Source organism: Saccharopolyspora sp. NPDC050389 (genome assembly GCF_040655595.1).
Taxonomy (GTDB): Bacteria; Actinomycetota; Actinomycetes; order Mycobacteriales; family Pseudonocardiaceae; genus Saccharopolyspora.
In genome coordinates, this window is record NZ_JBFAKG010000005.1 from 1 (window position 1) to 19,832 (window position 19,832).

20 protein-coding genes and 6 pseudogenes are annotated in these 19,832 nt (G+C 67.7%); 15 read left to right on the forward strand and 11 right to left on the reverse strand.

Translation table 11 applies throughout. The features are described from left to right. The first annotated feature begins 411 nt into the window (after nucleotides 1-411). Nucleotides 412-603, forward strand: a complete 192-nt coding sequence (locus AB0I53_RS04360; protein WP_358596261.1) for a hypothetical protein — start codon at nucleotides 412-414, stop codon at nucleotides 601-603. Nucleotides 604-614: 11 nt separating this feature from the next. Here AB0I53_RS04360 and AB0I53_RS04365 read toward each other — a convergent pair whose 3' ends face one another. Then, a complete protein-coding gene (locus tag AB0I53_RS04365; protein ID WP_358596264.1) occupies nucleotides 615-1,166 on the reverse strand; it encodes a helix-turn-helix domain-containing protein in 552 nt (183 codons plus the stop codon). Nucleotides 1,167-1,285: 119 nt separating this feature from the next. Between AB0I53_RS04365 and AB0I53_RS04370 the strand changes: the two genes are divergently transcribed. Continuing rightward, nucleotides 1,286-2,068: an oxidoreductase gene (locus AB0I53_RS04370; protein WP_358596267.1), complete on the forward strand. Its 783-nt coding sequence runs from the start codon at nucleotides 1,286-1,288 to the stop codon at nucleotides 2,066-2,068. Nucleotides 2,069-2,190: 122 nt separating this feature from the next. On the opposite strand, the pseudogene AB0I53_RS04375 reads toward AB0I53_RS04370, so the two are convergent. Further along, nucleotides 2,191-2,400: pseudogene (locus tag AB0I53_RS04375) on the reverse strand (endonuclease NucS domain-containing protein); the annotation flags it as partial. A 292-nt stretch (nucleotides 2,401-2,692) separates the two neighbouring features. Next, nucleotides 2,693-3,862: an epoxide hydrolase family protein gene (locus AB0I53_RS04380; protein ID WP_358596270.1), complete on the reverse strand. Its 1,170-nt coding sequence runs from the start codon at nucleotides 3,860-3,862 to the stop codon at nucleotides 2,693-2,695. Between the two features lie 103 nt (nucleotides 3,863-3,965). On the opposite strand from AB0I53_RS04380, the gene AB0I53_RS04385 reads away from it, so the two are divergent. The 6 genes and pseudogenes from AB0I53_RS04385 to AB0I53_RS04410 all read left to right on the forward strand — a co-directional run bounded on the left by AB0I53_RS04385 (nucleotide 3,966) and on the right by AB0I53_RS04410 (nucleotide 7,301). Next, the gene (locus AB0I53_RS04385; RefSeq protein ID WP_358596273.1) at nucleotides 3,966-4,541 is read left to right on the forward strand and encodes a CGNR zinc finger domain-containing protein; all 576 of its coding nucleotides are present in this window, start codon (nucleotides 3,966-3,968) and stop codon (nucleotides 4,539-4,541) included. Between the two features lie 148 nt (nucleotides 4,542-4,689). After that, nucleotides 4,690-4,800 (forward strand): annotated as a pseudogene (locus AB0I53_RS04390) (sigma factor-like helix-turn-helix DNA-binding protein); the annotation flags it as partial. Between the two features lie 511 nt (nucleotides 4,801-5,311). Next, nucleotides 5,312-5,932 carry a hypothetical protein gene (locus AB0I53_RS04395; protein WP_358596276.1) on the forward strand — a complete coding sequence of 207 codons (621 nt, stop codon included), beginning with the start codon at nucleotides 5,312-5,314 and terminating at the stop codon, nucleotides 5,930-5,932. A 119-nt stretch (nucleotides 5,933-6,051) separates the two neighbouring features. Then, nucleotides 6,052-6,135 (forward strand): annotated as a pseudogene (locus tag AB0I53_RS04400) (transposase family protein); the annotation flags it as partial. 22 nt (nucleotides 6,136-6,157) lie between these two features. Then, nucleotides 6,158-6,742 (forward strand): annotated as a pseudogene (locus AB0I53_RS04405) (ISL3 family transposase); the annotation flags it as partial. 391 nt (nucleotides 6,743-7,133) lie between these two features. Beyond that, a complete protein-coding gene (locus AB0I53_RS04410; protein ID WP_358596766.1) occupies nucleotides 7,134-7,301 on the forward strand; it encodes a transposase in 168 nt (55 codons plus the stop codon). A 111-nt stretch (nucleotides 7,302-7,412) separates the two neighbouring features. Here the strand turns inward: AB0I53_RS04410 and nucS are convergent, their stop codons facing one another. Together nucS and AB0I53_RS04420 are read right to left on the reverse strand one after the other, a co-directional pair. Then, a complete protein-coding gene (nucS, locus tag AB0I53_RS04415; protein ID WP_358596279.1) occupies nucleotides 7,413-8,072 on the reverse strand; it encodes an endonuclease NucS in 660 nt (219 codons plus the stop codon). Nucleotides 8,073-8,176: 104 nt separating this feature from the next. Then, nucleotides 8,177-8,311, reverse strand: a pseudogene (locus AB0I53_RS04420) (endonuclease); the annotation flags it as partial. Nucleotides 8,312-8,410: 99 nt separating this feature from the next. Here AB0I53_RS04420 and AB0I53_RS04425 point away from each other — a divergent pair. Beyond that, nucleotides 8,411-9,823, forward strand: coding sequence for an amino acid permease (locus tag AB0I53_RS04425; protein ID WP_358596282.1), 1,413 nt, complete (start codon nucleotides 8,411-8,413; stop codon nucleotides 9,821-9,823). 74 nt (nucleotides 9,824-9,897) lie between these two features. Here AB0I53_RS04425 and AB0I53_RS04430 read toward each other — a convergent pair whose 3' ends face one another. After that, a complete protein-coding gene (locus tag AB0I53_RS04430; protein ID WP_358596285.1) occupies nucleotides 9,898-11,529 on the reverse strand; it encodes an alpha-amylase family glycosyl hydrolase in 1,632 nt (543 codons plus the stop codon). A 336-nt stretch (nucleotides 11,530-11,865) separates the two neighbouring features. Between AB0I53_RS04430 and AB0I53_RS04435 the strand changes: the two genes are divergently transcribed. Together AB0I53_RS04435 and AB0I53_RS04440 are read left to right on the forward strand one after the other, a co-directional pair. Next, on the forward strand, nucleotides 11,866-13,215 hold the full coding sequence (locus tag AB0I53_RS04435; RefSeq protein ID WP_358596288.1) for a DUF222 domain-containing protein: 1,350 nt from the start codon (nucleotides 11,866-11,868) through the stop codon (nucleotides 13,213-13,215). A 178-nt stretch (nucleotides 13,216-13,393) separates the two neighbouring features. After that, entirely contained in the window at nucleotides 13,394-13,543 is a 150-nt protein-coding gene (locus AB0I53_RS04440) for a hypothetical protein (protein WP_358596291.1), read from the forward strand. A 57-nt stretch (nucleotides 13,544-13,600) separates the two neighbouring features. On the opposite strand, the gene AB0I53_RS04445 is transcribed toward AB0I53_RS04440, so the two are convergent. Then, a complete protein-coding gene (locus tag AB0I53_RS04445; RefSeq protein ID WP_358596294.1) occupies nucleotides 13,601-14,005 on the reverse strand; it encodes a hypothetical protein in 405 nt (134 codons plus the stop codon). 111 nt (nucleotides 14,006-14,116) lie between these two features. Between AB0I53_RS04445 and AB0I53_RS04450 the strand changes: the two genes are divergently transcribed. Next, nucleotides 14,117-14,698: a peroxidase-related enzyme gene (locus AB0I53_RS04450; protein WP_358596297.1), complete on the forward strand. Its 582-nt coding sequence runs from the start codon at nucleotides 14,117-14,119 to the stop codon at nucleotides 14,696-14,698. Nucleotides 14,699-14,727: 29 nt separating this feature from the next. On the opposite strand, the pseudogene AB0I53_RS04455 reads toward AB0I53_RS04450, so the two are convergent. Further along, nucleotides 14,728-15,003, reverse strand: a pseudogene (locus tag AB0I53_RS04455) (hypothetical protein); the annotation flags it as partial. A gap of 26 nt (nucleotides 15,004-15,029) precedes the next feature. Here AB0I53_RS04455 and AB0I53_RS04460 point away from each other — a divergent pair. From AB0I53_RS04460 to AB0I53_RS04470, 3 genes are all read left to right on the forward strand, one after another. Then, entirely contained in the window at nucleotides 15,030-15,431 is a 402-nt protein-coding gene (locus AB0I53_RS04460; protein WP_358596300.1) for an SDR family oxidoreductase, read from the forward strand. A 506-nt stretch (nucleotides 15,432-15,937) separates the two neighbouring features. Beyond that, nucleotides 15,938-16,948, forward strand: coding sequence for a tryptophan dimethylallyltransferase family protein (locus AB0I53_RS04465; RefSeq protein WP_358596303.1), 1,011 nt, complete (start codon nucleotides 15,938-15,940; stop codon nucleotides 16,946-16,948). 33 nt (nucleotides 16,949-16,981) lie between these two features. Beyond that, nucleotides 16,982-18,358, forward strand: coding sequence for a tryptophanase (locus AB0I53_RS04470; protein ID WP_358596306.1), 1,377 nt, complete (start codon nucleotides 16,982-16,984; stop codon nucleotides 18,356-18,358). 62 nt (nucleotides 18,359-18,420) lie between these two features. Here the strand turns inward: AB0I53_RS04470 and AB0I53_RS04475 are convergent, their stop codons facing one another. From AB0I53_RS04475 to AB0I53_RS04485, 3 genes are all read right to left on the reverse strand, one after another. Then, nucleotides 18,421-18,969, reverse strand: coding sequence for an ATP/GTP-binding protein (locus tag AB0I53_RS04475; protein ID WP_358596769.1), 549 nt, complete (start codon nucleotides 18,967-18,969; stop codon nucleotides 18,421-18,423). A 79-nt stretch (nucleotides 18,970-19,048) separates the two neighbouring features. Further along, nucleotides 19,049-19,408 carry a DUF742 domain-containing protein gene (locus AB0I53_RS04480; RefSeq protein ID WP_358596309.1) on the reverse strand — a complete coding sequence of 120 codons (360 nt, stop codon included), beginning with the start codon at nucleotides 19,406-19,408 and terminating at the stop codon, nucleotides 19,049-19,051. Between the two features lie 2 nt (nucleotides 19,409-19,410). After that, entirely contained in the window at nucleotides 19,411-19,827 is a 417-nt protein-coding gene (locus AB0I53_RS04485; RefSeq protein WP_358596312.1) for a roadblock/LC7 domain-containing protein, read from the reverse strand. Nucleotides 19,828-19,832: the final 5 nt, after the last annotated feature.

Sequence of the window (19,832 nt, forward strand, 5' to 3'; positions counted from 1 at the left end):
CGCCGCGCCAGATAACCAATACCCAGCACAAAAACGAAATACAACGCCAACAACGCAAAATCCACCGCGTTGGCATCCAGCAGCTGACCCTGAGCTAGCAGCACCGCCACGCCACCTCCAGACCCAACAAAGTCGAACGACAACCACCACACTCGCGACAGCAGCCGGACAGTACCGCACAGTGGAGCGGATCACATCGCGCCGATATCATTTCGTTGGATCTCGACACTAAATCGATCAGGCGATTTCCGCCGGGCGGACTGCCCGTTCGTGCGCCTCGCGGCACACGGGGCGTAACGAGCCGCGCGATCCGGCAGGGCCATGCGAGTGATATGCGAAAATCCGCTCCCCGCAACGGAATGTGACCGGTACCGTCACTGTTGGCACATGCGCAGCGACGGGGGTGGAGCTGTGAACGCCCGGATCGATCTGGCGATCATCGACGGACTGGCGACGGACCCGAACGACCAGACCAAGAACGACGTGCAACGCGTCCGCGACCGGTCGGACCAGTTCTGGCGACACCTCGCCCTGCTGCTGACTCCGTGGACCTCCGTGCGGCTGCGGCCGTGCGGCTGCCACGGCAAGCCCGACCGCGGCTGACGGCGCTCCCGCTACGCGCCAACGCCTTTCAGCAGGGTGTCCACGACGCGCGCGGCCATCTCGTCGGTGTCGGCGCCCGCCTTGCTCTCCTCGGCGGCCTCGTGGATCAGGGCGTAGTAGACCCGCCTCACCCACTCCAGGTCGGCGTCGGCGCGCAGCGCACCGGCGTCCCGGGCGCGGCGGATGAGCCGAACGCACGCCTGCTGCACCTCGCCGTGGATGCGCTCGACCTCGCCGCCGATCGCGCGACTCATCGCGAATCCCCAGCCGGCCTTCACCCGCAACACGTTCGCGGTGGCCTGGTGCAGCGCGACCAGCGGCGGAGCGACGTCCGGGCGAGCGGCCCAGACCGCGTCGCGGAACTGCTCGGCCGCCCAGACCGCCATCGCCTCAACCAGCGCTTCCCGGCTGGCGAAGCGCCGGTGCACCGTCGTGCGCGCAACCCCGGCCGCCTTGGCGATCTGCTCCATCGGCGCCGCCGGGTCCTCGCGGAGCACCCGTTCGGCCGCCTCCAGGATCAACCGCGCGGTCCGCTCGGAGTCCGCTCGCATCGCTCGTGCCACAGCCACCTCCCAGCCGCCGGAAGACTACACCGCAGTCCCATCTACCCACTTACTTGCAACATTGATGTTGCATCTATATCTTCTGTTGCATCACCACAGATGCAACAAGGAGTCGGGACATGGACCTGGTGTTAGCCGGCAAGACCGCACTCGTGACCGGCGCCAGCCGCGGCATCGGACTCGCGGTCGCATCCGCGCTCGCCGCCGAAGGCATGCGGGTCGTCGCCGCGGCACGCACGATCACTCCGGAACTCGCGGAAACCGGCGCGACCGGCATCACCGCCGACCTGTCCACACCGGACGGACCGGCGGCCCTCGTCGAGCAGGCCGTCGCCGCAGCAGGTGAACTCGACCTGCTCGTCAACAACGTCGGCGGCGGCGACGGCGGGCTGCTCGCCGGATTCGCCGACCTCACCGAAGAGCACTGGCAGCAGACCTTCGACCTGAACTTCTTCAGCGCGGTCCGCACCACCCGCGCCGCGCTGCCGAGCCTGCTGCGCAACCGGGGCGCGATCATCAACATCTCGTCGATCGGCGCCCGCGCACCGCACTCCGGGCCGATGCCCTACACCACCGCCAAGGCCGCGCTCACCGCGTTCAGCAAGGCGCTCGCCACGGAGGTCGGGCCGCAGGGCGTGCGGGTCAACACCGTCTCCCCCGGGCCGGTGCGCACGTCGCTCTGGGAGGCCGAGGACGGGCACGGCGCGGCGATCGCCGATTCGCTCGGAGTGCGGCTCGACGAACTGCTCGCCCAGCTCCCCGCCGAGGCGGGCATGACCACCGGGCGGCTCGTCGAACCGGCGGAAGTCGCCGCCCTGGTCGCCTTCCTCGCCTCGCCGCACGCGGCGAGCACCGCGGGAACCGACCACCTGATCGACGGCAACGCGATCAAAACCGCCTGATCAGAGCCGTTCCCAGGCTCATCCCGCACGGCGGCGCCGCAGCGGTTCGCGCCGGGTGAGCATGGGAACCTTCCTGTCACCCCCGAGCCGACGAAGCCCGGAGGCTGACCGGAAAGGATGAATCAGAACAGCCGGTACTCGTCCGGCTCGATGCCGCGCAGCTGGTCGTAGTCCAGCACCACGCAGCGGATCCCGCGGTCCTCCGCCAGGGTGCGGGCCTGCGGCTTGATCTGCTGCGCCGCGAACACCCCGGTCACCGGCGCCAGCAGCGGATCCCGGTTCAGCAGCTCCAGGTAGCGGGTCAGCTGCTCGACGCCGTCGATCTCGCCGCGCATCTGCGCCTGGCCTCAACACCGAGATCGCTGCGTTCTGCGAACGCTCACTGGCCTTTGAGGATTGGGAGGTTGGAGCGCAAGCTGCCGCAGGTTGACATGCCTATCTCCGCCGTCTCGAGCCAATGCTCAACAGAGCGCCTATGTCAGAAGACCGGGCACACAACGACTGGGAAGAAACCCACGAACGCTACGCAAAGGTTTTTAACCTAGCCCCCTCGCCGGGCCGAGCATTCGGCGCGCAGCTCAGATCCTCGGGCTAATTGCGAATCCCGGCACCCAGCCGCGTTCATCAATTAGCGGCCAGCACTGCCGCGAGGCCTTCTTGCAGATCCTTGACGAAATACTCGGGAACCTCCAACGACGGGAAATGTCCCCCGTTTTCGGGCGCCCTCCATCGGACGATCTGTCGGTACCGCTCCTGCGCCCAGGGGCGCGGACACTTCTCGACGTCGCGGGGATACATAGTGAGTGCTGACGGGACGTCGACCCGAAGTTCGGGATCGAGCGAGTTGTGGCTTTCGTAGTAAATGCGGGCCGCCGATGCGCCGGTCCGCGTCAGCCAATACAGGGTGACGTCGTCAAGAATGCGGTCTCTGGAAATCGTCTCGAACGGGCTGTCTTCGGTGTCTGACCACTCAGCGAACTTGTCAAGGATCCAGGCAAGAAGCCCGACCGGTGAGTCGACGAGCGAGTAGCCGATGGTCTGCGGTCGGGTCGCCTGCTGCTTCGCGTACGCCGCGCGGTGGCGCCAGAAATCGCGGGTTTCCTCGGTCCACTTGCGCTCGACCGCCGTCAGCCCGTCCGTTGTCAACCCGGGCGGTCCCTCCGCGAACGTTGTGTGGATGCCGAGAACGTGCGCCGGGAACCTGCCGCCGAGAACCGTGGTGATATTGCCTCCCCAGTCGCCGCCGTGGGCTGCGAACTTGCTGTAGCCGAGCCTTCCCATCAGTTCCACCCATGCGGCCGCGATCTTTTCGGTTCCCCACCCGGTGGTGGCCGGCTTGTCGCTGTAACCAAAGCCTGGTAGCGACGGAACCACGACGTGGAACGCTGGCGCGTCTGCGTCTTTCGGATCGGCCAGCTCGTCTACTACATCGATGAACCGAGCAATGCTGTCTGGCCAGCCGTGCGTCAAGATCAGAGGAGTGGCATCTGCGCGCGCGGATCGGCGGTGCAGGAAGTGGATTCCCAGATCATCAATGGTCGTGCGGAACTGGCCGATCCGGTTGAGGCGCGCTTCGAACGACCGCCAGTTGTACCCGGTGCGCCAGTAGTTCACGACATCGACGAGGTCGGCGAGAGGAACGCCCTGTTCCCATCGGCGAGGGTCGGGCGCGGCGCGATAGACCGTCTCGGCCTCCGGTAGCCGCGCGGCGGCTAGTCGCGCGCGCAGGTCGTCGAGGTCAGCGTCAGTTGCGTGGGCTTCAAATGCTTGCACGTCGCTGGTTGGACGGGGCATGAGACCTCCTGGCCATCGCGGAACCGGCTTGGGCCTGTCTCGAACCGGCTAAGACGGTTCTAACATGTCTCGATGTCAGCGTGCAACCTGCTAAGGTGGTTCCATGCGTGCTGGGTTCCCTGACTTTCGCCTCGGTAACGTGCTAGCGACCAGCTTCACGGGGACTCTGACGGAGCGTCGTGGCAACGCTGTGGAACGCATTCCCACGCCGCAGCGACTCGTCGACTGGCTGGTAGTGAATGGCCTCGCCGTGGACTCCTGCACTACCGCCCAGCTCGAACTCGCTCGGGAACTGAGGGAATCAATTCACGCCGCCGCGACAGCGGCCGCGATCCAAGACGCTCTCCCTGCGTCTGCTGTCCAAATCATCAATGACTGCAGCATTCAGGGTCGGGCCGCGGCTATCCTGACGCCCGAGGGCAATCGGCGATGGCGACTCAGCTCGGCTTCCGGCGTAGAAGATGCCCTAGGCGTGATCGCCGCCGACGCGATCAGCATCATCGCAGGCGAACGAGACGGAAAATTAGCCTTGTGCGCTTCGCCAACCTGCCAAGCCGCCTTCTTCGACACCAGCCAAAGTCGTACCCGCAGATGGTGTGAAATGAACACGTGCGGGAATCGTCAGAAGAAAGCGCGCTTCAATGCCAACCAGAGCAAAAACCCCAACTCAGCAAAGTAATCGTTACCCTCGGTACATCCAGGTGGGCCCCACGTCTGCGACACATCCGTCGCGTTGGGTGCACCCCAACGGCACCACTAAGCGCCATCCGTCGCCTTCCACCAACGTGCTCAATCAGTACGTCTACGTGTACTGATCGGGGACGTTTATCAAGCCCTTGCATCGTGGTGAGGGCGTTCCGATCAGGGAGATCGCCCGCCGGTTGGGTGTGTCTCGGAATACGGTGCGCGCGGCGTTGGCGTCGGATCGGCCACCGCGGTTGTTGATGCGATCCGCACACACGGAGCACGCTGGCTCAGCTTCGAAGGACGCGGAGTCGCACCGGGGAATGCCGAACCCACGCAGCCCGCTACCGCCAACATCCTGTTCACCGCCGCACTAGACGGGCCATCCCTTCGCCCGCGCCGACGGACACAGCACCCACCTCACGATCCTCTAGACCCACCTCAGCCGCGCCATCCGACGTGAAACGGTGGCCCCAAACTCTGTGCATATGCTGGGTCCAAAAGACTTGACGACGCTCACACCCGAGGGCATCGGAATATAGGCGCCTCTGGCGCGACCGGCACAGACACAGTCGGGCGACTGACTCCGAGCAGTTCCCAAGCCCGCTCATGAGATTCGCCGCGTTCAACCAAAGCCCCAATCACGCCCATCGGCGCTATGGTGCGAACCTGCTTGAGGTGGAGCCGTTGGCCGTCATCAAGAACCACGCCTTCCCTGTCAGTGTTCTCTAAGCCGGACGGCCCCCTGCCCTATCGTAGGCCGGCATGGGGGCGGCCGAGGGCCGTTCCTGCCCCGGCCGTCAGGAGGTCGACGCCACTGTGACCGATGCCAGCATCCCTTCCCTGCCTGTACTCCGGCCCCGCATCGCCGCCTCGGGTCTCGTCTTCGTCGAGCGGCACCTTTTCCGGCTCTCCGACCCCGAGGCGCCAGCATTACGCAGGGCACCGCTCCCCGCCGCGGACTCTCCCGTCACCACCGGAGCCGGCCCGGACTTGGTGCTGTTTAGTAGCGTCCTGGAAGATGGCCTCGTACACGCGGATCTGGAGCTTTGGGAGCATCCCGTGCCTGAGCCGTCCGGTCCGTGGGATCTGACGGCCCTCCGCGAGTTGGAGATCGCTGGTCCGCACATCGTCCTCGCCTCGTTCGTCTCCGGCCTCGTTGGGGACTGCGTCATCCCGGTGCCGGCCGGCATCTACACCCTCAGGGCCTGCTGCCGTGGACGAGCCGCAGCACACGCGGCCTTCCTCACCTGGCTGGACGCGGAGGAGGAAGAGGAAGAAGCGGAGGAGGGGGCAGAGCCGGCGGCCGAGCTTGGGCCATCTGACGGCATCGAGCGCTGGCTCCTACAGCTGTGGCCCACGCCTCCAGCACCGACCATCACTTGACGCAGCAAACCCTCCTGCCCCAACGCCTGCTGCCGCACTTGGCGGGCGTGCTGATCGAGCGGGTCGAGCAGATCCGCGACGCGGTGTGGTTGTGGGCGCGTCCTCATGCTGAGTTGGCGGTGTGCGCTGGTTGTGGCCAGGAGACGGCGCGGGTGCACAGCCGTTATGAGCGTCGGGTGGCCGACGCTGCGGTAGTTGGCCAGCGGGTGATGCTGTGTTCTGCGGGTGCGCCGGTTTGTCTGTCGTACCACCAATTGCTCGGTCAAGACGTTTGTCGAGCAGGTCAAGGGCCTGACCACGCGCTATGGTCGGCGGACCGTGCTGCTGGCGGAGATGGTGACTGCGATCGGGGTGGCGTTGGCCGGTCGCGCCGGCGCGCGGCTTGCCGCTCGGTTGGGTCTGGCCACCGGCCGTAATGCGTTGCTGCGCCTGGTGCGTCGCCTGCCCGATCCCGAGGTCGGCCCGGTGGCGGTGTTGGGCGTGGATGACTTCGCGTTGCGCCGCAACCGGCGCTACGGCACGGTCCTGATCGACATGGACACCCGCCTCCCGGTCGACGTGCTGGCCGACCGGGAGGCCAACACGTTCGCCGCCTGGTTGCGCGAACATTCCGGCACCGAGGTGATCTGCCGGGACCGCGCCGGCGCTTACGCCGAAGGCGCCCGCGCGGGTGCACCAGAGGCGACCCAGGTCGCGGACCGGTGGCACTTGTGGCACAACCTGGCCGAGCAGGTCGAGAAGACCGTCGCCGCTCACCATGGTTGCCTGCGCAAGGAGGAGACACAGCCCGAGGCATCGGCGGATGCACCAGTCGAGTCGGAGACCGCGGATTTGATCGCGGCGGCCGAGGCGCTCCACGCCGACCGCCGAAACAACTCCAGCCTGGGCACTCGCTCTACGGCCCGGTTCGAGCAGATCCAAGCGCTCAAGGCTCAGGGCAAGGGCATCAAGCCGATCATGCGAGAACTCGGGCTGGCCAAGGAGACCGTCCGCAAGTTCTACCGCGCAACCAGCGTGGAGGAGGTGACCGCGACCTCTCGCGTCGGCCGGCCCAGCCTGCTCGATCCCTTCAAGCCCTACCTGCACGAACGGTTCAACGCCGGGATCACCAACGTCAGCGCACTGTTCCGCGAGATCCGCGAACGGGGCTACCGAGGCAGCCGCGGTCGAAGCCGACGACCTGCCCCACCTCCACCGGTTCGTGCGCGGAATCCACCGCGACTACGACGCGGTCCTCAATGGACTCACGCTGCCGCACAACTCCGGTGCGGTGGAGGGCAACGTCAACCGCATCAAAATGATCAAGCGACAGATGTACGGACGTGCCAACTTCGACTTGCTACGCAAGCGCATCCTGCACGCCGTCTGACCAGCGAGGGGTCGATTCGATCACGAAATACGGGCCAGAATCACCTCTAGTTGACATGGACATGCGGGGCCGAACATGATCGCCGACACGAGTACACCCTGGCGGCGATCGTCAGAAGAGCCGCAGATCGTCCGATTCGGTGCCGCGAAGTGCGTCGTAGTCCAGCACCACACATCTGATGCCACGGTCCTCGGCCAGCGTCTTGGCCTGCGGCCTGATCTGCTGAGCGGCGAAAATCCCCTTCACCGGTTTCAACAACGGATCACGGTTGAGCAGTTCCAGGTACCTGGTCAGCTGCTCAACGCCGTCAATCTCGCCCCTCCGCTTGATCTCCACAGCCACCGTCACGCCAGCATCGTCGCGACACAAGATGTCCACCGGACCAATAGCGGTCGGGTACTCGCGACGGATCAGCGAATACCCATCGCCCAGCGTCGCGATGTGCTCAGCGAGAAGTTTTTGCAGGTGCGCCTCGACTCCATCCTTCACCAAGCCGGGGTCAACACCGAGTTCGTACTTGAAATCGTGCACAACTTCGTCGATCGCGATAACGAGCTTTTCCCCCGCCTTGTTTTCCACGATCCACCTGTCGGGTTCTTCAATCAACCAACAGGGAGGCGACATCCAATTCAAAGGCTTATAGGAGCCGCCATCCGAATGCACCAGCACGGAGCCGTCCGCTTTCACCAGCAGCAACCGTTCGGCCATCGGCAGATGCGCGGTCAGCCGGCCGACGTAGTCCACCTGGCAGCGGGCGATCACGAGCCTCATCGGCGATGTCCTCCAACGACAATCGAGCATCCAACGGCCATGCGGACGACGGTCCGTGCCCACCTCGCGAACCGAGACAGTTGTCTCGACCCCGGATAGAACAACTTGTAGGCGCGGTCGTCGGAGTGCACCGACACCGACCCATCGGCCTTGACCAGCAGCAGGCGCTGCGCCATGGGCAGGTGCGCGGTGAGCCGGCCGACGTAGTCCACCTGGCAGCGGGCAATGACAAGTCGCACCCGGCACAGAGTACGGGCGTCGATCCAGAAGTCGAGCACCCCTGCGGCGAACCGGGTCGGACCTCGATCTTCCCGCTGACCGAGATACCGTTACGCCTCGTGTCCTTCGCCCGAACCCTGCTGCGCGTCAAACCCGCCGAGCAACTCGCCGACGACGGCTCGCACTCCCAACTGCGCCGGACCCTCGGCCTGGTGCCGCTCGTGGCGCTGTCGGTCGGCGCGACCCTCGGCACCGGGATCTTCGTGGTGCTCGCCGAGGCCGCGCCCGCCGCCGGTCCCGCCGTGGTCGTCTCGTTCGTGCTGGCCGGCGTGGCCGCGCTCTGCTCCGCGCTGTCCTACGCCGAGCTCGCGGGCAGCGTGCCGGTGTCCGGCTCGGCCTACTCCTACACCTACGCCACGCTCGGCGAGCTCGTCGCCTGGATCTGCGGCTGGTGCCTGCTGCTGGAGTACGGGGTGTCGGTCGCCGCGGTCGCGGTCGGCTGGGGCGGCTACCTGAACGAGTTCCTGCAGGGCACCATCGGCGTCACCATCCCCGAGATCTTCGCCGCGCCGCCCGGCGACGGCGGCGTGTTCAACTTCCCCGCCGCGCTGATCGTGCTGCTCGCCACGGGCGTCCTGCTGCTCGGCGTGCGGGAGAGCGCCAGAGCCACCACGATCACCACCCTGCTCAAGATCGCGGTGCTGGTGTTCTTCTTCGCCGTGGCGATCACGGCGTTCCGCTCCGAGAACATGACTCCGTTCGCCCCGGCCGGATTCGCCGGCATCTCGGTGGGCGCCTCGGCGGTGTTCTTCTCGTTCATCGGCTTCGACGCGGCATCCACCGCCGGCGAGGAAGCCCGCAACCCGGCCCGCGACCTGCCCCGCGCGATCATCCTGTCGCTGGCCATCGTCACCGCCATCTACGTGCTGGTCGCCTTCGCCGCGGTCGGCGCGGTCGGCGTCGACGTCCTCGGCGGATCCGACGCCTCGCTGGCCGCCGCGCTGCGCATCGTGACCGGCCAGGGCTGGCCCTCGGTGGTGCTCGCGTTCGGCGCGGTGATCGCCATCGCCTCGGTCGTGCTGACCGTGCTGTACGGGCAGACGCGGATCCTGGTGTCGATGTCCCGCGACGGCCTGATGCCGGGAATGCTGTCCAAGGTGAACCGGCGCGCGGTGCCCGCCCGGAACACCGTGGTGGTCGGCGCCGTGGTGGCGGTGCTCGCCGCCGTCGTGCCGCTCAACCAGCTCGCCGAGGCCACCAGCATCGGCACCCTGGTCGCGTTCGGGCTGGTCAACATCGGCGTCCTGGTGCTCCGCCGCACCCGGCCCGACCTGCCGCGCAGCTTCCGCACCCCGCTGATGCCGGTGGTGCCGCTGCTCGGCCTCGCCCTGTGCGTGTACCTGATCTTCGGCCTCGACGCGGTCACCTGGGTGACCTTCGCGATCTGGTCGGCGGTCGGCCTGGTCGTGTACTTCGGCTACGGCCGCCGCAAGTCCCGGCTCAACGAGAGCCGCACCGAACCCGCGAAGTGAGCATGGGAACCTTCCTGTCACTTCCGGCGCGCTGAAGGCGGCCCGGCGGTGACAGGAAAGTCCCCATGCTTTCGTCAGGGCTGGCGTAGCCAGACCGTGGTGTCGGCCGGGAGGAAGCCTGCTTCGAGCGGGGCGCTCGACAGCAGGAGTTCCCCTGGTGGGAGCGGGACGGCCGCAGGGCCGGTGTTGACCAGGACCAAGACGTCGTTCCCCCGCCGGAACGCCAAGACGTCGCCGACGTCGTGGCAGTCGTCCCAGCCGAACCTCTCGTCGCCGCTGAACCCGCGCCGAAGTCGCAGCGCGGCGCGGTAGAGCTCCAGCATCGAGCCGGGGTCACCGCGCTGCGCCTCCACCGAGTACCTGCCCCAGTCGGCGGGTTGCGGAAGCCACGGCAGCACGTCGCCGAAGCCGAAGGACACCCCGTCCCGGGTCCACGGCAACGGCACCCGGCAGCCGTCGCGCCCCTTCACCTTGTGCTGGGAATGCACCCACTTCGGGTCCCGCAGGACCTCCGCGGGCAAGTCCGCGACCTCCGGCAGCCCGAGTTCCTCGCCTTGGTACAGGTACGCGGAACCGGGCAATGCCAGCGCGAACAGGATCGCCGCCCGCGCCCGCCGGGTGCCCACCTGCAGGTCCACGGGCGGTTCGGTGCCGCCCGACGCCAGCCAGACCCGCGGGTCGACGCCGGCGGGCAGCCCCAGCGCCGACACCTGCCGCACCACGTCGTGGTTGGCCAGCACCCAGGTCGCCACGGTCCCCACCGAAGACGCCCCCGCGATTGACTCCGACACGATCCGCCGGTACTCCGACGCCTGCCAACGCACCCGCAGGAACTCGAAGTCGAACGCCTGCTGCAGCTCGCCCGGCCGGATGTAGCGGACGCGCCGGTCACCGCGCGCCCACACCTCGGCCACCCCGACCAGCGGCGGATCGAACTCGTGGAACACCCGGTTCCACTCGCGGTACACGTCGTGCACTTCGGGCCGGTCCAGGAACGGGTGGTCGGGGTTGGCAGCGAAATCGTCCAGCCCGGTGCTGCCCTCCCCGCCGACGACCTCGCGCAACGGCTCGCGCAGGTCCTTGACCAGCGCCGCGGCCACGTCCACCCGGAAACCGTCGACACCGCGGCGCCCCCAGAACCGCAGGATGTCCAGGAACTCGGCGCGCACCTCCGGGTTCGCCCAGTTGAGGTCGGGCTGCTCGGGGGCGAACAGGTGCAGGTACCACTGGCCGTCCGCCACCCGGGTCCAAGCGCTGCCGCCGAAACGCGACTCCCAGCCGCTCGGCGGGCGCGTTCCGCCCGGCCCCTTGCCGTCGTGGAAGACGTAGCGGTCGCGATCCGGGGAACCGGGGCCCGCGGCCAGGGCCCGCCGGAACCATTCGTGCCGGTCCGAGGTGTGGTTGGGCACGAGGTCGATCAGCACCCGGATGCCGAGCTCGTGCGCGACGGCCACCATCCGGTCGAAGTCCCGCAGGGTCCCCAGGCTCGGGTCGATGCCGCGGTGGTCGGTGATGTCGTAGCCGCCGTCGACCCACCGCGACGGGTAGCAGGGTGTCAGCCAGATCGCGTCCACGCCCAGCCAGGCCAGGTAGTCCAACTTGGACGTCAGCCCCGGGAGGTCGCCGACGCCGTCGGCGTTCGAGTCGGCGAAGCTGCGGGGATAGATCTGGTAGGTCACCGCGTTTCGCCACCAGGGGTGGGGCACTCGGGCTCCTTTGGGCTTGGGTCGTGGTGTTGAGGTTCTCAGCTTCCTGTTGGGTTCGCCTGGTTTGGTCGGGGTTTTGGGTGGTTGGGCACTGGTTGAGTGGTTGGGACTTGTAGAGGTTCCGCATCGCATCTTTTGGGGCCATCCCCGCGATGGGTGGAGGGTGGGGGTTCGGTTTTGGGTTGATCCGTCGCAGGGGTTTGTGTCGCCTTCGGCGTGTCGTGAAACTTTTCCGTTGCCATGGCGGGGTTTTCATGGGCTGCGATCGGTGTTTCACCTGATCAAGCGACTCTAAAAAACGTGCGAACGCGTGTTCGAGTCAGGGAGAATGGAGGCATGACACCGCTGACGCACACCCAGGATGCGACCGGGGACCTCGCAGGTCCGTGGTCGGCGGTGTCCTGCACCGACACCGAACTCGCCACCCGCATCCAAAGCTTGGAACAAGAGATGCGGGTGTTGATGTGGGAGCAGTTGCAATACATCGCCGAAGCCGACCACCGGGGCATCCACGCCGAGACCGGCGCACGATCACTGCAAGTCTGGTTGCAAGGGCTGCTCAACATCGATGCTCGTGACGCGAAAACCCGCGTGACAGTGGCCCGCACTGTTGAGGACCGGCACACCCTGCACGGCGAGCTCATGCCCGCCGACCTGCCTCACACCGCTGCCGCTTTGTCCGAGGGTGCGATCGGGCTGGAACACGCACGCGTCATCGTCAACGGAATCCGCCGGTTGCCCGAATACGCCCGCTGCCACCAAGCCGGCGAGGTCGAAGCGACGCTCGCGGGGTATGCGCGCACGATGTCGCCGCGCGAGCTGGAGAAACTCGCCGAACGCATCCGCTACCTGCTGGACCAAGACGGAGCCTACGACGACGAAGAAACCCAACACGAAGCACGGGAACTCCACTACGCGACCACCCGGGATGGCATGACCATCATCAAAGCGAGGCTGGACCGGGAAACCGGCGCGAAGTTCGCCGCGTTGATCGAGCCCCTCGCCGCGCCCCGCCCCGAGATCGACGGGGAGAAAGACCCCCGCACCGTCGGGCAGCGCAACGCCGACGGATTCTCCGCGTTGCTGGATTTGGCGTTGGATCATGACGGCATGCCGCGCACGGGTGGGCAGCGGCCGCAGATGACCATCGCCATCGACTTCGACGACCTGAAGCGGAACTTGGGGTTCGTCGACGAGTACGGCATGCCTGGCACCTTGAACACCGAACGCGCCATCACCGCACAGAACGCACGCAGGATCGCCTGCGACGCCGAAATCCTCCCGATCGTCCTCGGCGGTGACAGCCTTCCGTTGGATGTGGGTCGGGCGAAGCGGACCGCGCCCACGCATATTCGTGCGGCGTTGCTGCGTAGGGACGGGGTGTGCGCGTTCCCCGGATGCGACCGGCCGCCGGGAACACCCGAAGCACACCACATCCAACACTGGGTCGACGGCGGCGCAACCAACCTGAACAACATGGTCATGCTCTGCGGCCACCACCACCGCACACTCCACAACCAACGATGGGACATCACCATGCACAACGGACGACCCGAGTTCATCCCACCGCCCACAGTGGACCCCAGACGAACACCCAGACCAGGCGGCACAGCACTACCCGCCCAACACCGCGAACACCTCCGGGAGCTCATCCCCACACCACGGGACCCGGCGGGCGAATCGTGACGCCCGAATGCAGGTTGGGTCGCTCTGGTCGGCGTTCGGAGATTGGTGCGTCGCCCGCCGCAATGGCGCGGGAAGGCGGCGACGGATCGTTCAGCAGGCCTTAACTCTCCGTAATTCGAACACAGTGACGACAAGATCGGATCAGCGCCATGATGAATCCAAACCGCCGCAGCCCTGCTTGATCGGCACTGTCGTCGCGGCGATCTGGCTGCTCGTGATCTTTCTCTTGATCGACGGTCAGCCGTTCGCCGCCGCGATAGGGAAAATGATCTCGGCGGCCACCCACGCCCTGATTTGCGGGCCACCGGCGGCAAGGTCGCACTGCTGAGGTTAAGGCGCTCAAGCTGCCGCTCGTCGCGGCCCCGTTACGACCGGAGGGCGTTGGTCAGCGGCGCGCGCCGGGACGCCCGCCGGAGGGGCGCTGCTGCGGCCTGGATCCCTGTGCCGGGTTGCGACGCGGCTGGTTCGCGACGCGCGTTGCGCCGTTTCGGGGCGCGCCTCCGCGCGGGGCTGCCGCGCGCTGGGGCGGGGCCTGGCGCGCCGGCCTGCGGGCGGGCTCGCGGCGGGGCGGTTCCGGCTGGCGGCGCGGCTGGGACTTGCGGCGGCTGTTCACCCACAGGTCGAAGCCCACGAGCACCAGTGCGCCGATCAGCAGCATCAGGCCCAGGAGCGGCACTCCCATGAGCACCGTCACCAGCGCCAGGACCAGCATCGGCACCACGGGGATCCAGACGAAACGATCGATCCGGCTCAGGACCCCGGAGCCATTGCGGTCCCCATCACGTGCCATCAAGACTCTCGCTTCCACTCTTCGCCCCTGGCCGAAGAAGTCTACCGGAGTCCGTCCGACACCAGCCCCGACACCATCGACTGCGCGCCGCCGCGGTAATACCGTACCCGCATGGGCGAAGAGATCAGCAGGTTCGGGTCGGTGCGGTTGGCGGACCTCCCCGAGGACCTCCGGGAACGGATCGGCGCCATCGCGGAGAAGTCCGGGTTCGTGCCCAACGTGTTCCTCGCGCTCGGCCACCGGCCCGCCGAGCTCCGCGCGTTCTGCGACTACCACGACGCGCTGATGGAACGCGACTCCGACCTGTCGAAGGCCGAGCGGGAGCTCGTCGTGGTGGCCACCTCGGCGGCCAACCACTGCACCTACTGCATCGTCGCGCACGGCGCGATCCTTCGGGTGCGGGCCAAGGACGAGCAGCTCGCGGACCTGGTGGCCGCGAACCCGTGGGGCGCGCCGCTGAGCGACCGGCAGCGAGCCATCGTCGACCTGGCGCTGTCGGTGGCCCAGGATTCGGCGCGCTTCGGCGAGCGCGAGCTGGCCGCGGCCCGCTCTGCGGGGTTGTCGGACGACGAGATCTGGGACATCGGCGCGATCACCGCGTTCTTCGCCATGTCCAACCGGCTGGCGCACCTGATGGCGCTGCGGCCGAACGACGAGTTCTTCCTGATGGGGCGCGTGCCGCGGGAGAAGTGAGCCCGCCCCAGTCCCGGCTCAGTCCCGGCTCATCTGGGCCAGCAGGTCGCGCAGGAGGCCCTCCAGCTGCCGCTGATCGTCAGCTGGCATCCCGGCGAGCAACTGCCGCTCCCGCCGAGCAGCACCTCGATGTTCCGTTCGATGACCTGGTGCCCTCGCGGCGTCAGCTCGACGGTCACCGTCCGCTTGCCGGACGCCGACCGCTGCGAGTGCACCAGGCCCGACTCCTCCGCCCTGGTCACGCGCTGCGTGATCGCCCCGCCGCTGACCAGGCAGTTCTCCGCGATCTCGGCCGGGCTCAGCCGGTACGGCGGCCCGGCGCGGCGCGAACGTGCTCAGCGCGGTGCTGATCACGCACGCGCTACTGCCCCGGCTTGCCGACAACGCCCGCATCGTCAACCTGGGCTCGGTGACCGCGCGATCCGGGCAGGGCAGCTACGGCGCCGTCAAGGCCACGTTGGAACCCTGGACGTCCGAACTGGCCTTCCAGCTCGGCGCCCGTGGCATCACCGCCAACGTCGTCTCCCCCGGCCCGACCGAGGGCACCGACTTCCTCCGCGGCGGCGACTTCCCCGCCGCACGCCGAGAGTTCGTCGCCTCGCGGTCCGCCGACGGCCGACTCGGCCGCGTCGAGGAGGTCGCCGCGCTCGTCGCGTTCCTGGCCTCGCCCGAGGCCTCGCACATCACCGGTCAGGTCCTGCACGTCAGCGGCGGCATGCACCTCGGCCGGTGAGCCCGGCGGCCCCGGCGGGCCGGGCCGGCCGCCCGCCGGGGCCGGATTCCGGACGTTGTCATCGTCGAGGTAGTCGACATTACGCCGAGTCCATTGTTGACCCGGCCAACCAATCGGCCGTGAACATGACCTACCGGAACAGTCAAGTCGCGATGAACTTCGAATATAGTTACCGGCCGTGATTAACGAAAACTCCAATTGGAGTCCCTAGCAGTTTCAATCCGCGTAGTGAACCTTAGTTTCATTACAAGTTGATCTCGGAGACGTGTCTGCAAGCTGCCGTAACGCAGCGTATTCACACTGAGTTCCATCAGGCGGATTAAGAGATGCGAAAGATCACCCCATGAGGGGTGGCGGCCTCGGAACGCGCGTATTATCGTGACCCGCCGTCACGTGAATCCGACTTGTCTCATGACGAAATCACACGGATCGGGGTTCCAATGCGCGCTATCGGTGCCACGCTGGGTGAAGTAGCCAAAAACCAGTTACACAACCTCTGTCGTGTAGTGGGCATCGACGAGACCGATCCCGTCCGCTTGCTCGGGGACGTCCTCGCGGCCGCCGATTCCAGGCCGCTGTCCCAGCCTCCCCTGTGGCCGTCCGATGTGGCCGACGACGGCACCCCGCTCGAGTTCTCCGTCCAGTTCGAGGACAACGGCTCGCGGCATCTCCGGATCCTCGCCGAGACCATCCCCGCCGCCCCCGGCCCCGCCGCCAACCTGCAGGCCGCCCGCGACCTGATCGACGCCATGGCCGACCGGTACGACTTGTCCCTGGACCGGCTGCGCTCCGTTCAGGACCTCTTCTCCAGCGCCGAGCCGCAGGGCAAGTTCTCCTGGTGGTTCTCGCTGATCTTCACGCCCGACGGCGCGCCGAAGTTCAAGGTGTACTTCAACCCCGGGGTGTGCGGCGCGGAGTCGGCTCCGCACCTGGTGGAAGAGGCGTTCGCCCGCCTCGGCCTGCCCGAGGCCTACCCGACGATCAACAAGTACGCGCTGCGGCGCGGCGGGCTCGACCGCCTGACGTTCTTCGCCGTCGACCTGGACCACAGCCCGCAGTCGCGGGTGAAGCTCTACGTCAGCCAGCACGACGCGCGGCCCACCGATGCCGAGTTCGCCGCCTCCGGGGTGCCCGGCATCGACCCCGGGCTGGTGCGCGACCTGTGCTCGGTGCTCGCCCCTGGCACCGAGGTCTTCGCCGGGCGGCCGCTGATCTCCAGCTACTCCTTCGTCGAAGGCGACCAGGAGAAGCCCAGCAACTACAGCCTCTACCTGCCGATCCGCGACTACGTGCCGAACGACGCCGTCGCGCGGGACCGGGTGCAGCAGCACCTCCGCATGCACCGCATCGACCCGGCCGTGGTCGACGAGGTGATCGACGCGGTCACGGATCGGCGGCTGGAGGACAACGCGGGCCTGCTCGCGCACGTGTCGCTGCGGCTGAGCCCGAACCGGACCGGGACCACCGTGTACGTCTCATCCGAGGCGTACGGCGGGACGCCCCGGCAGGCCCGGTAATCCACTCCGAATCCACTTAGGAGCAACGCCAAGATGCCGCACCTCCGCCCATTCGTCGCCGCCGTCGTGCGGCCGATCCCGATCACCACTCGGGAACAGCGGATCCAGGAACTGGACCGCGCCGGGCACAACCCGTTCAACATCCGGGCCGACCGGGTCAGCATCGACCTGCTGTCCGACTCCGGCACCGGCGCGGTGTCCATCGACCAGCAGGCCTGGGCGCAGCGGGCGGACGAGCGGTACGCGGGCGCGGAGTCGTTCTACCGGTTCCACGAATCGGTGCGCGACATCGTGCCGTACCGGCACGTGCTGCCGGTGCACCAGGGCCGGGCCGCCGAGCGAGTGCTGTTCACCGCGCTGCTCGGCCCCGGCAAGATCAGCCTCAGCAACACCCACTTCGACACCACCCGGGCCAATGTGGAGCGGCTGGGCTCCGCGGCCTGGGACCTGCCCTGCCCGGAGGCGCAGGACCTCGACGCCGACCTGCCGTTCAAGGGCAACATCGACGTCGAAGCGGTGCAGAGCATCCTCGCCGGCCCGGACGGCCACCGCGTCGGGCAGATCCTGGTCACCATCACCAACAACGGCGGCGGCGGGCAGCCGGTGTCGATGGCCAACCTGGAGGCGATCAGCGCGATCGCCCGCGCGCACGGCGTGCCGCTGATCCTGGACGCCGCCCGCTTCGCCGAGAACGCTTGGCTGGTCACCCAGCGGGAGCCCGGCTACGAGCAGTGGAGCCCGCGGGCCGTGGCGCGGCGCGCGTTCGAGCTCGCCGACGGCGCGGTGGCGAGCCTGAAGAAGGACGGCCTGTCGCCGGAAGGCGCGTTCATCGGCGTGCACGACACCGAGCTGGCCGACCGCTGCGAGGTGGACATCATCGCCACCGAAGGCTTCCGCACCTACGGCGGCCTCACCGGCCACACCCTGGAGCAGCTCGCCCAGGGCCTGCGCGAGGTGCTGGACCCGCACTACCTCGCCGACCGCGAGCGGGAGGCGGCGTTCCTGGCCGACCGCGCGCGCGACGCCGGGGTGGACACGGTGCGCCCGTCGGGCTTGCACGGCATCTACCTCAACGCGGGCCGCCTGCTGCCGCACCTGCAACCGCGCCACTTCCCCGGCCACTCGCTGGCCAGCGCGCTGTACCGGGAGGGCGGGATCCGCGCCGCCGAGCTGGGTTCGCTGTACCTCGGCGAGCTCGACGCGAACAACGAGCTGGTCACGCCGGCGCCGTTCGAACTCGTCCGGCTGGCGCTGCCGCGCCGCGTCTACGACCACAGCCACCTGGAGTACGTGGCCGAAATCCTGGCCGGTATCGCCAAGAACCCCGAGCGGGTGCCGGGCTACCGCATCAGCCACGCGCCGCCGGTGCTGCGGCACTTCCGCTGCCGGACCGAACCGATCGCGGTCTGAACCATCGAAAAAAGGGGCGTGGCCGGGAAGATCCCGGCCACGCCCCTTTTCACGTGCACGCCTCAGCCGACGTCCGCCGGCGTTCGGTCGATCGCGTGGCGCACCAACGTGATCAGCGCGTTCTTCGCGAGCTCGCGGTCCCGGGCGTCGCAGATCACGATCGGCACCTCCGGCGGGATCACCAGCGCCTCGCGCACCTCCTCCGGCTCGTAGTGGTACGCGTCGTCGAAGATGTTGACCGCCACCACGAACGGGATGCCGCGCCGCTCGAAGAAGTCCACTGAGGCGAACGCCTCTTCCAGCTTCCGCGTGTCGACCAGCACGACGGCGCCGACCGCACCGAGCGCCAGGTCGTTCCACAGCGGCCAGAACCGGTTCTGGCCCGGCGCGCCGAACAGGTACAGCACGATCTCTTCCGAGATGGTGATGCGCCCGAAGTCCAGCGCGACCGTGGTGGTCTCCTTGCGTTCGACGCCCGTGAGGTCGTCGACGCCTTCGCTGGCGACGGTCATCTCCTCTTCGGTGGTCAGCGGCGGAATCTCGCTCACCGCACCGACGAGGGTCGTCTTCCCCACCCCGAAACCGCCCGCGACGACCAGCTTCACGGGGATCGGCGCCGCATTGGACTCGCCGCCGCGGTCGGACGGCGAGCCGCCGTCTCTGTCCTGGGGTGACCGGCCTCCGGCCAATCTAGAGTCTGCAAAGCCCACGGTAAACCTGCTCCAAGATGTCTCGGCTGACTTCTGTACGAGGCGAGCGCACGAAGACGACGCCGTGGTCGAGCAGGTCGCTGCACAGGACCCGGACCACGCCCAGCGGCTGGGTCAGCACGACGCTCAGCTCCGCCAGCGACACCGGACGCATGCACGCGTCCAGGATCAGCCGGTGCTCAGGGGTCAGCTCCAGCCTCGGTGCCTCCGGACGCGGCTCGGCGGTGATCACCTGCGTCGCCGTGTCGAGCCGCGTGTGCTTTCCGGGGGTGCGACCGCGCGTGATCGTGTATGGGCGGACTATCGGTCCCGCTTCATCGTCATACCACGCCTCGTCCACGGTCAGGCCCTTTCCGCCGCCACGCCACGAAGTTCCCGCGGAGCGGCCGACAAGAAGGTGCCGACCCGGGTGATCAGCCGGCCCATCTCGTAGGCCACCAGCTCGATGTCCGCCTCGGACGCGCTGAGCACGGCCAGACAGGCACCGTTGCCGGCGGCGGAGATGAACAGGAAGCCTCGCTCCATCTCGACGTGCGTCTGCGCCACCACGCCGCGACCGAAGTCCTTGCTGACGCCCTTGCCGATGCTGCGCATGCTCGACGAGGCGGCCGCCAGCTTGTCGGCGGAGTCCCGGTCCAGCCCGGCGGACTTGGCGATCACGAGGCCGTCGTTGGACAACACCACGGCGTGGTCCGCGCCGTGCACGCCCTGCACGAAGTCGTCCAGCAACCAACTCAGTTTCGAAGCTGTTTCGGTCATGCCCA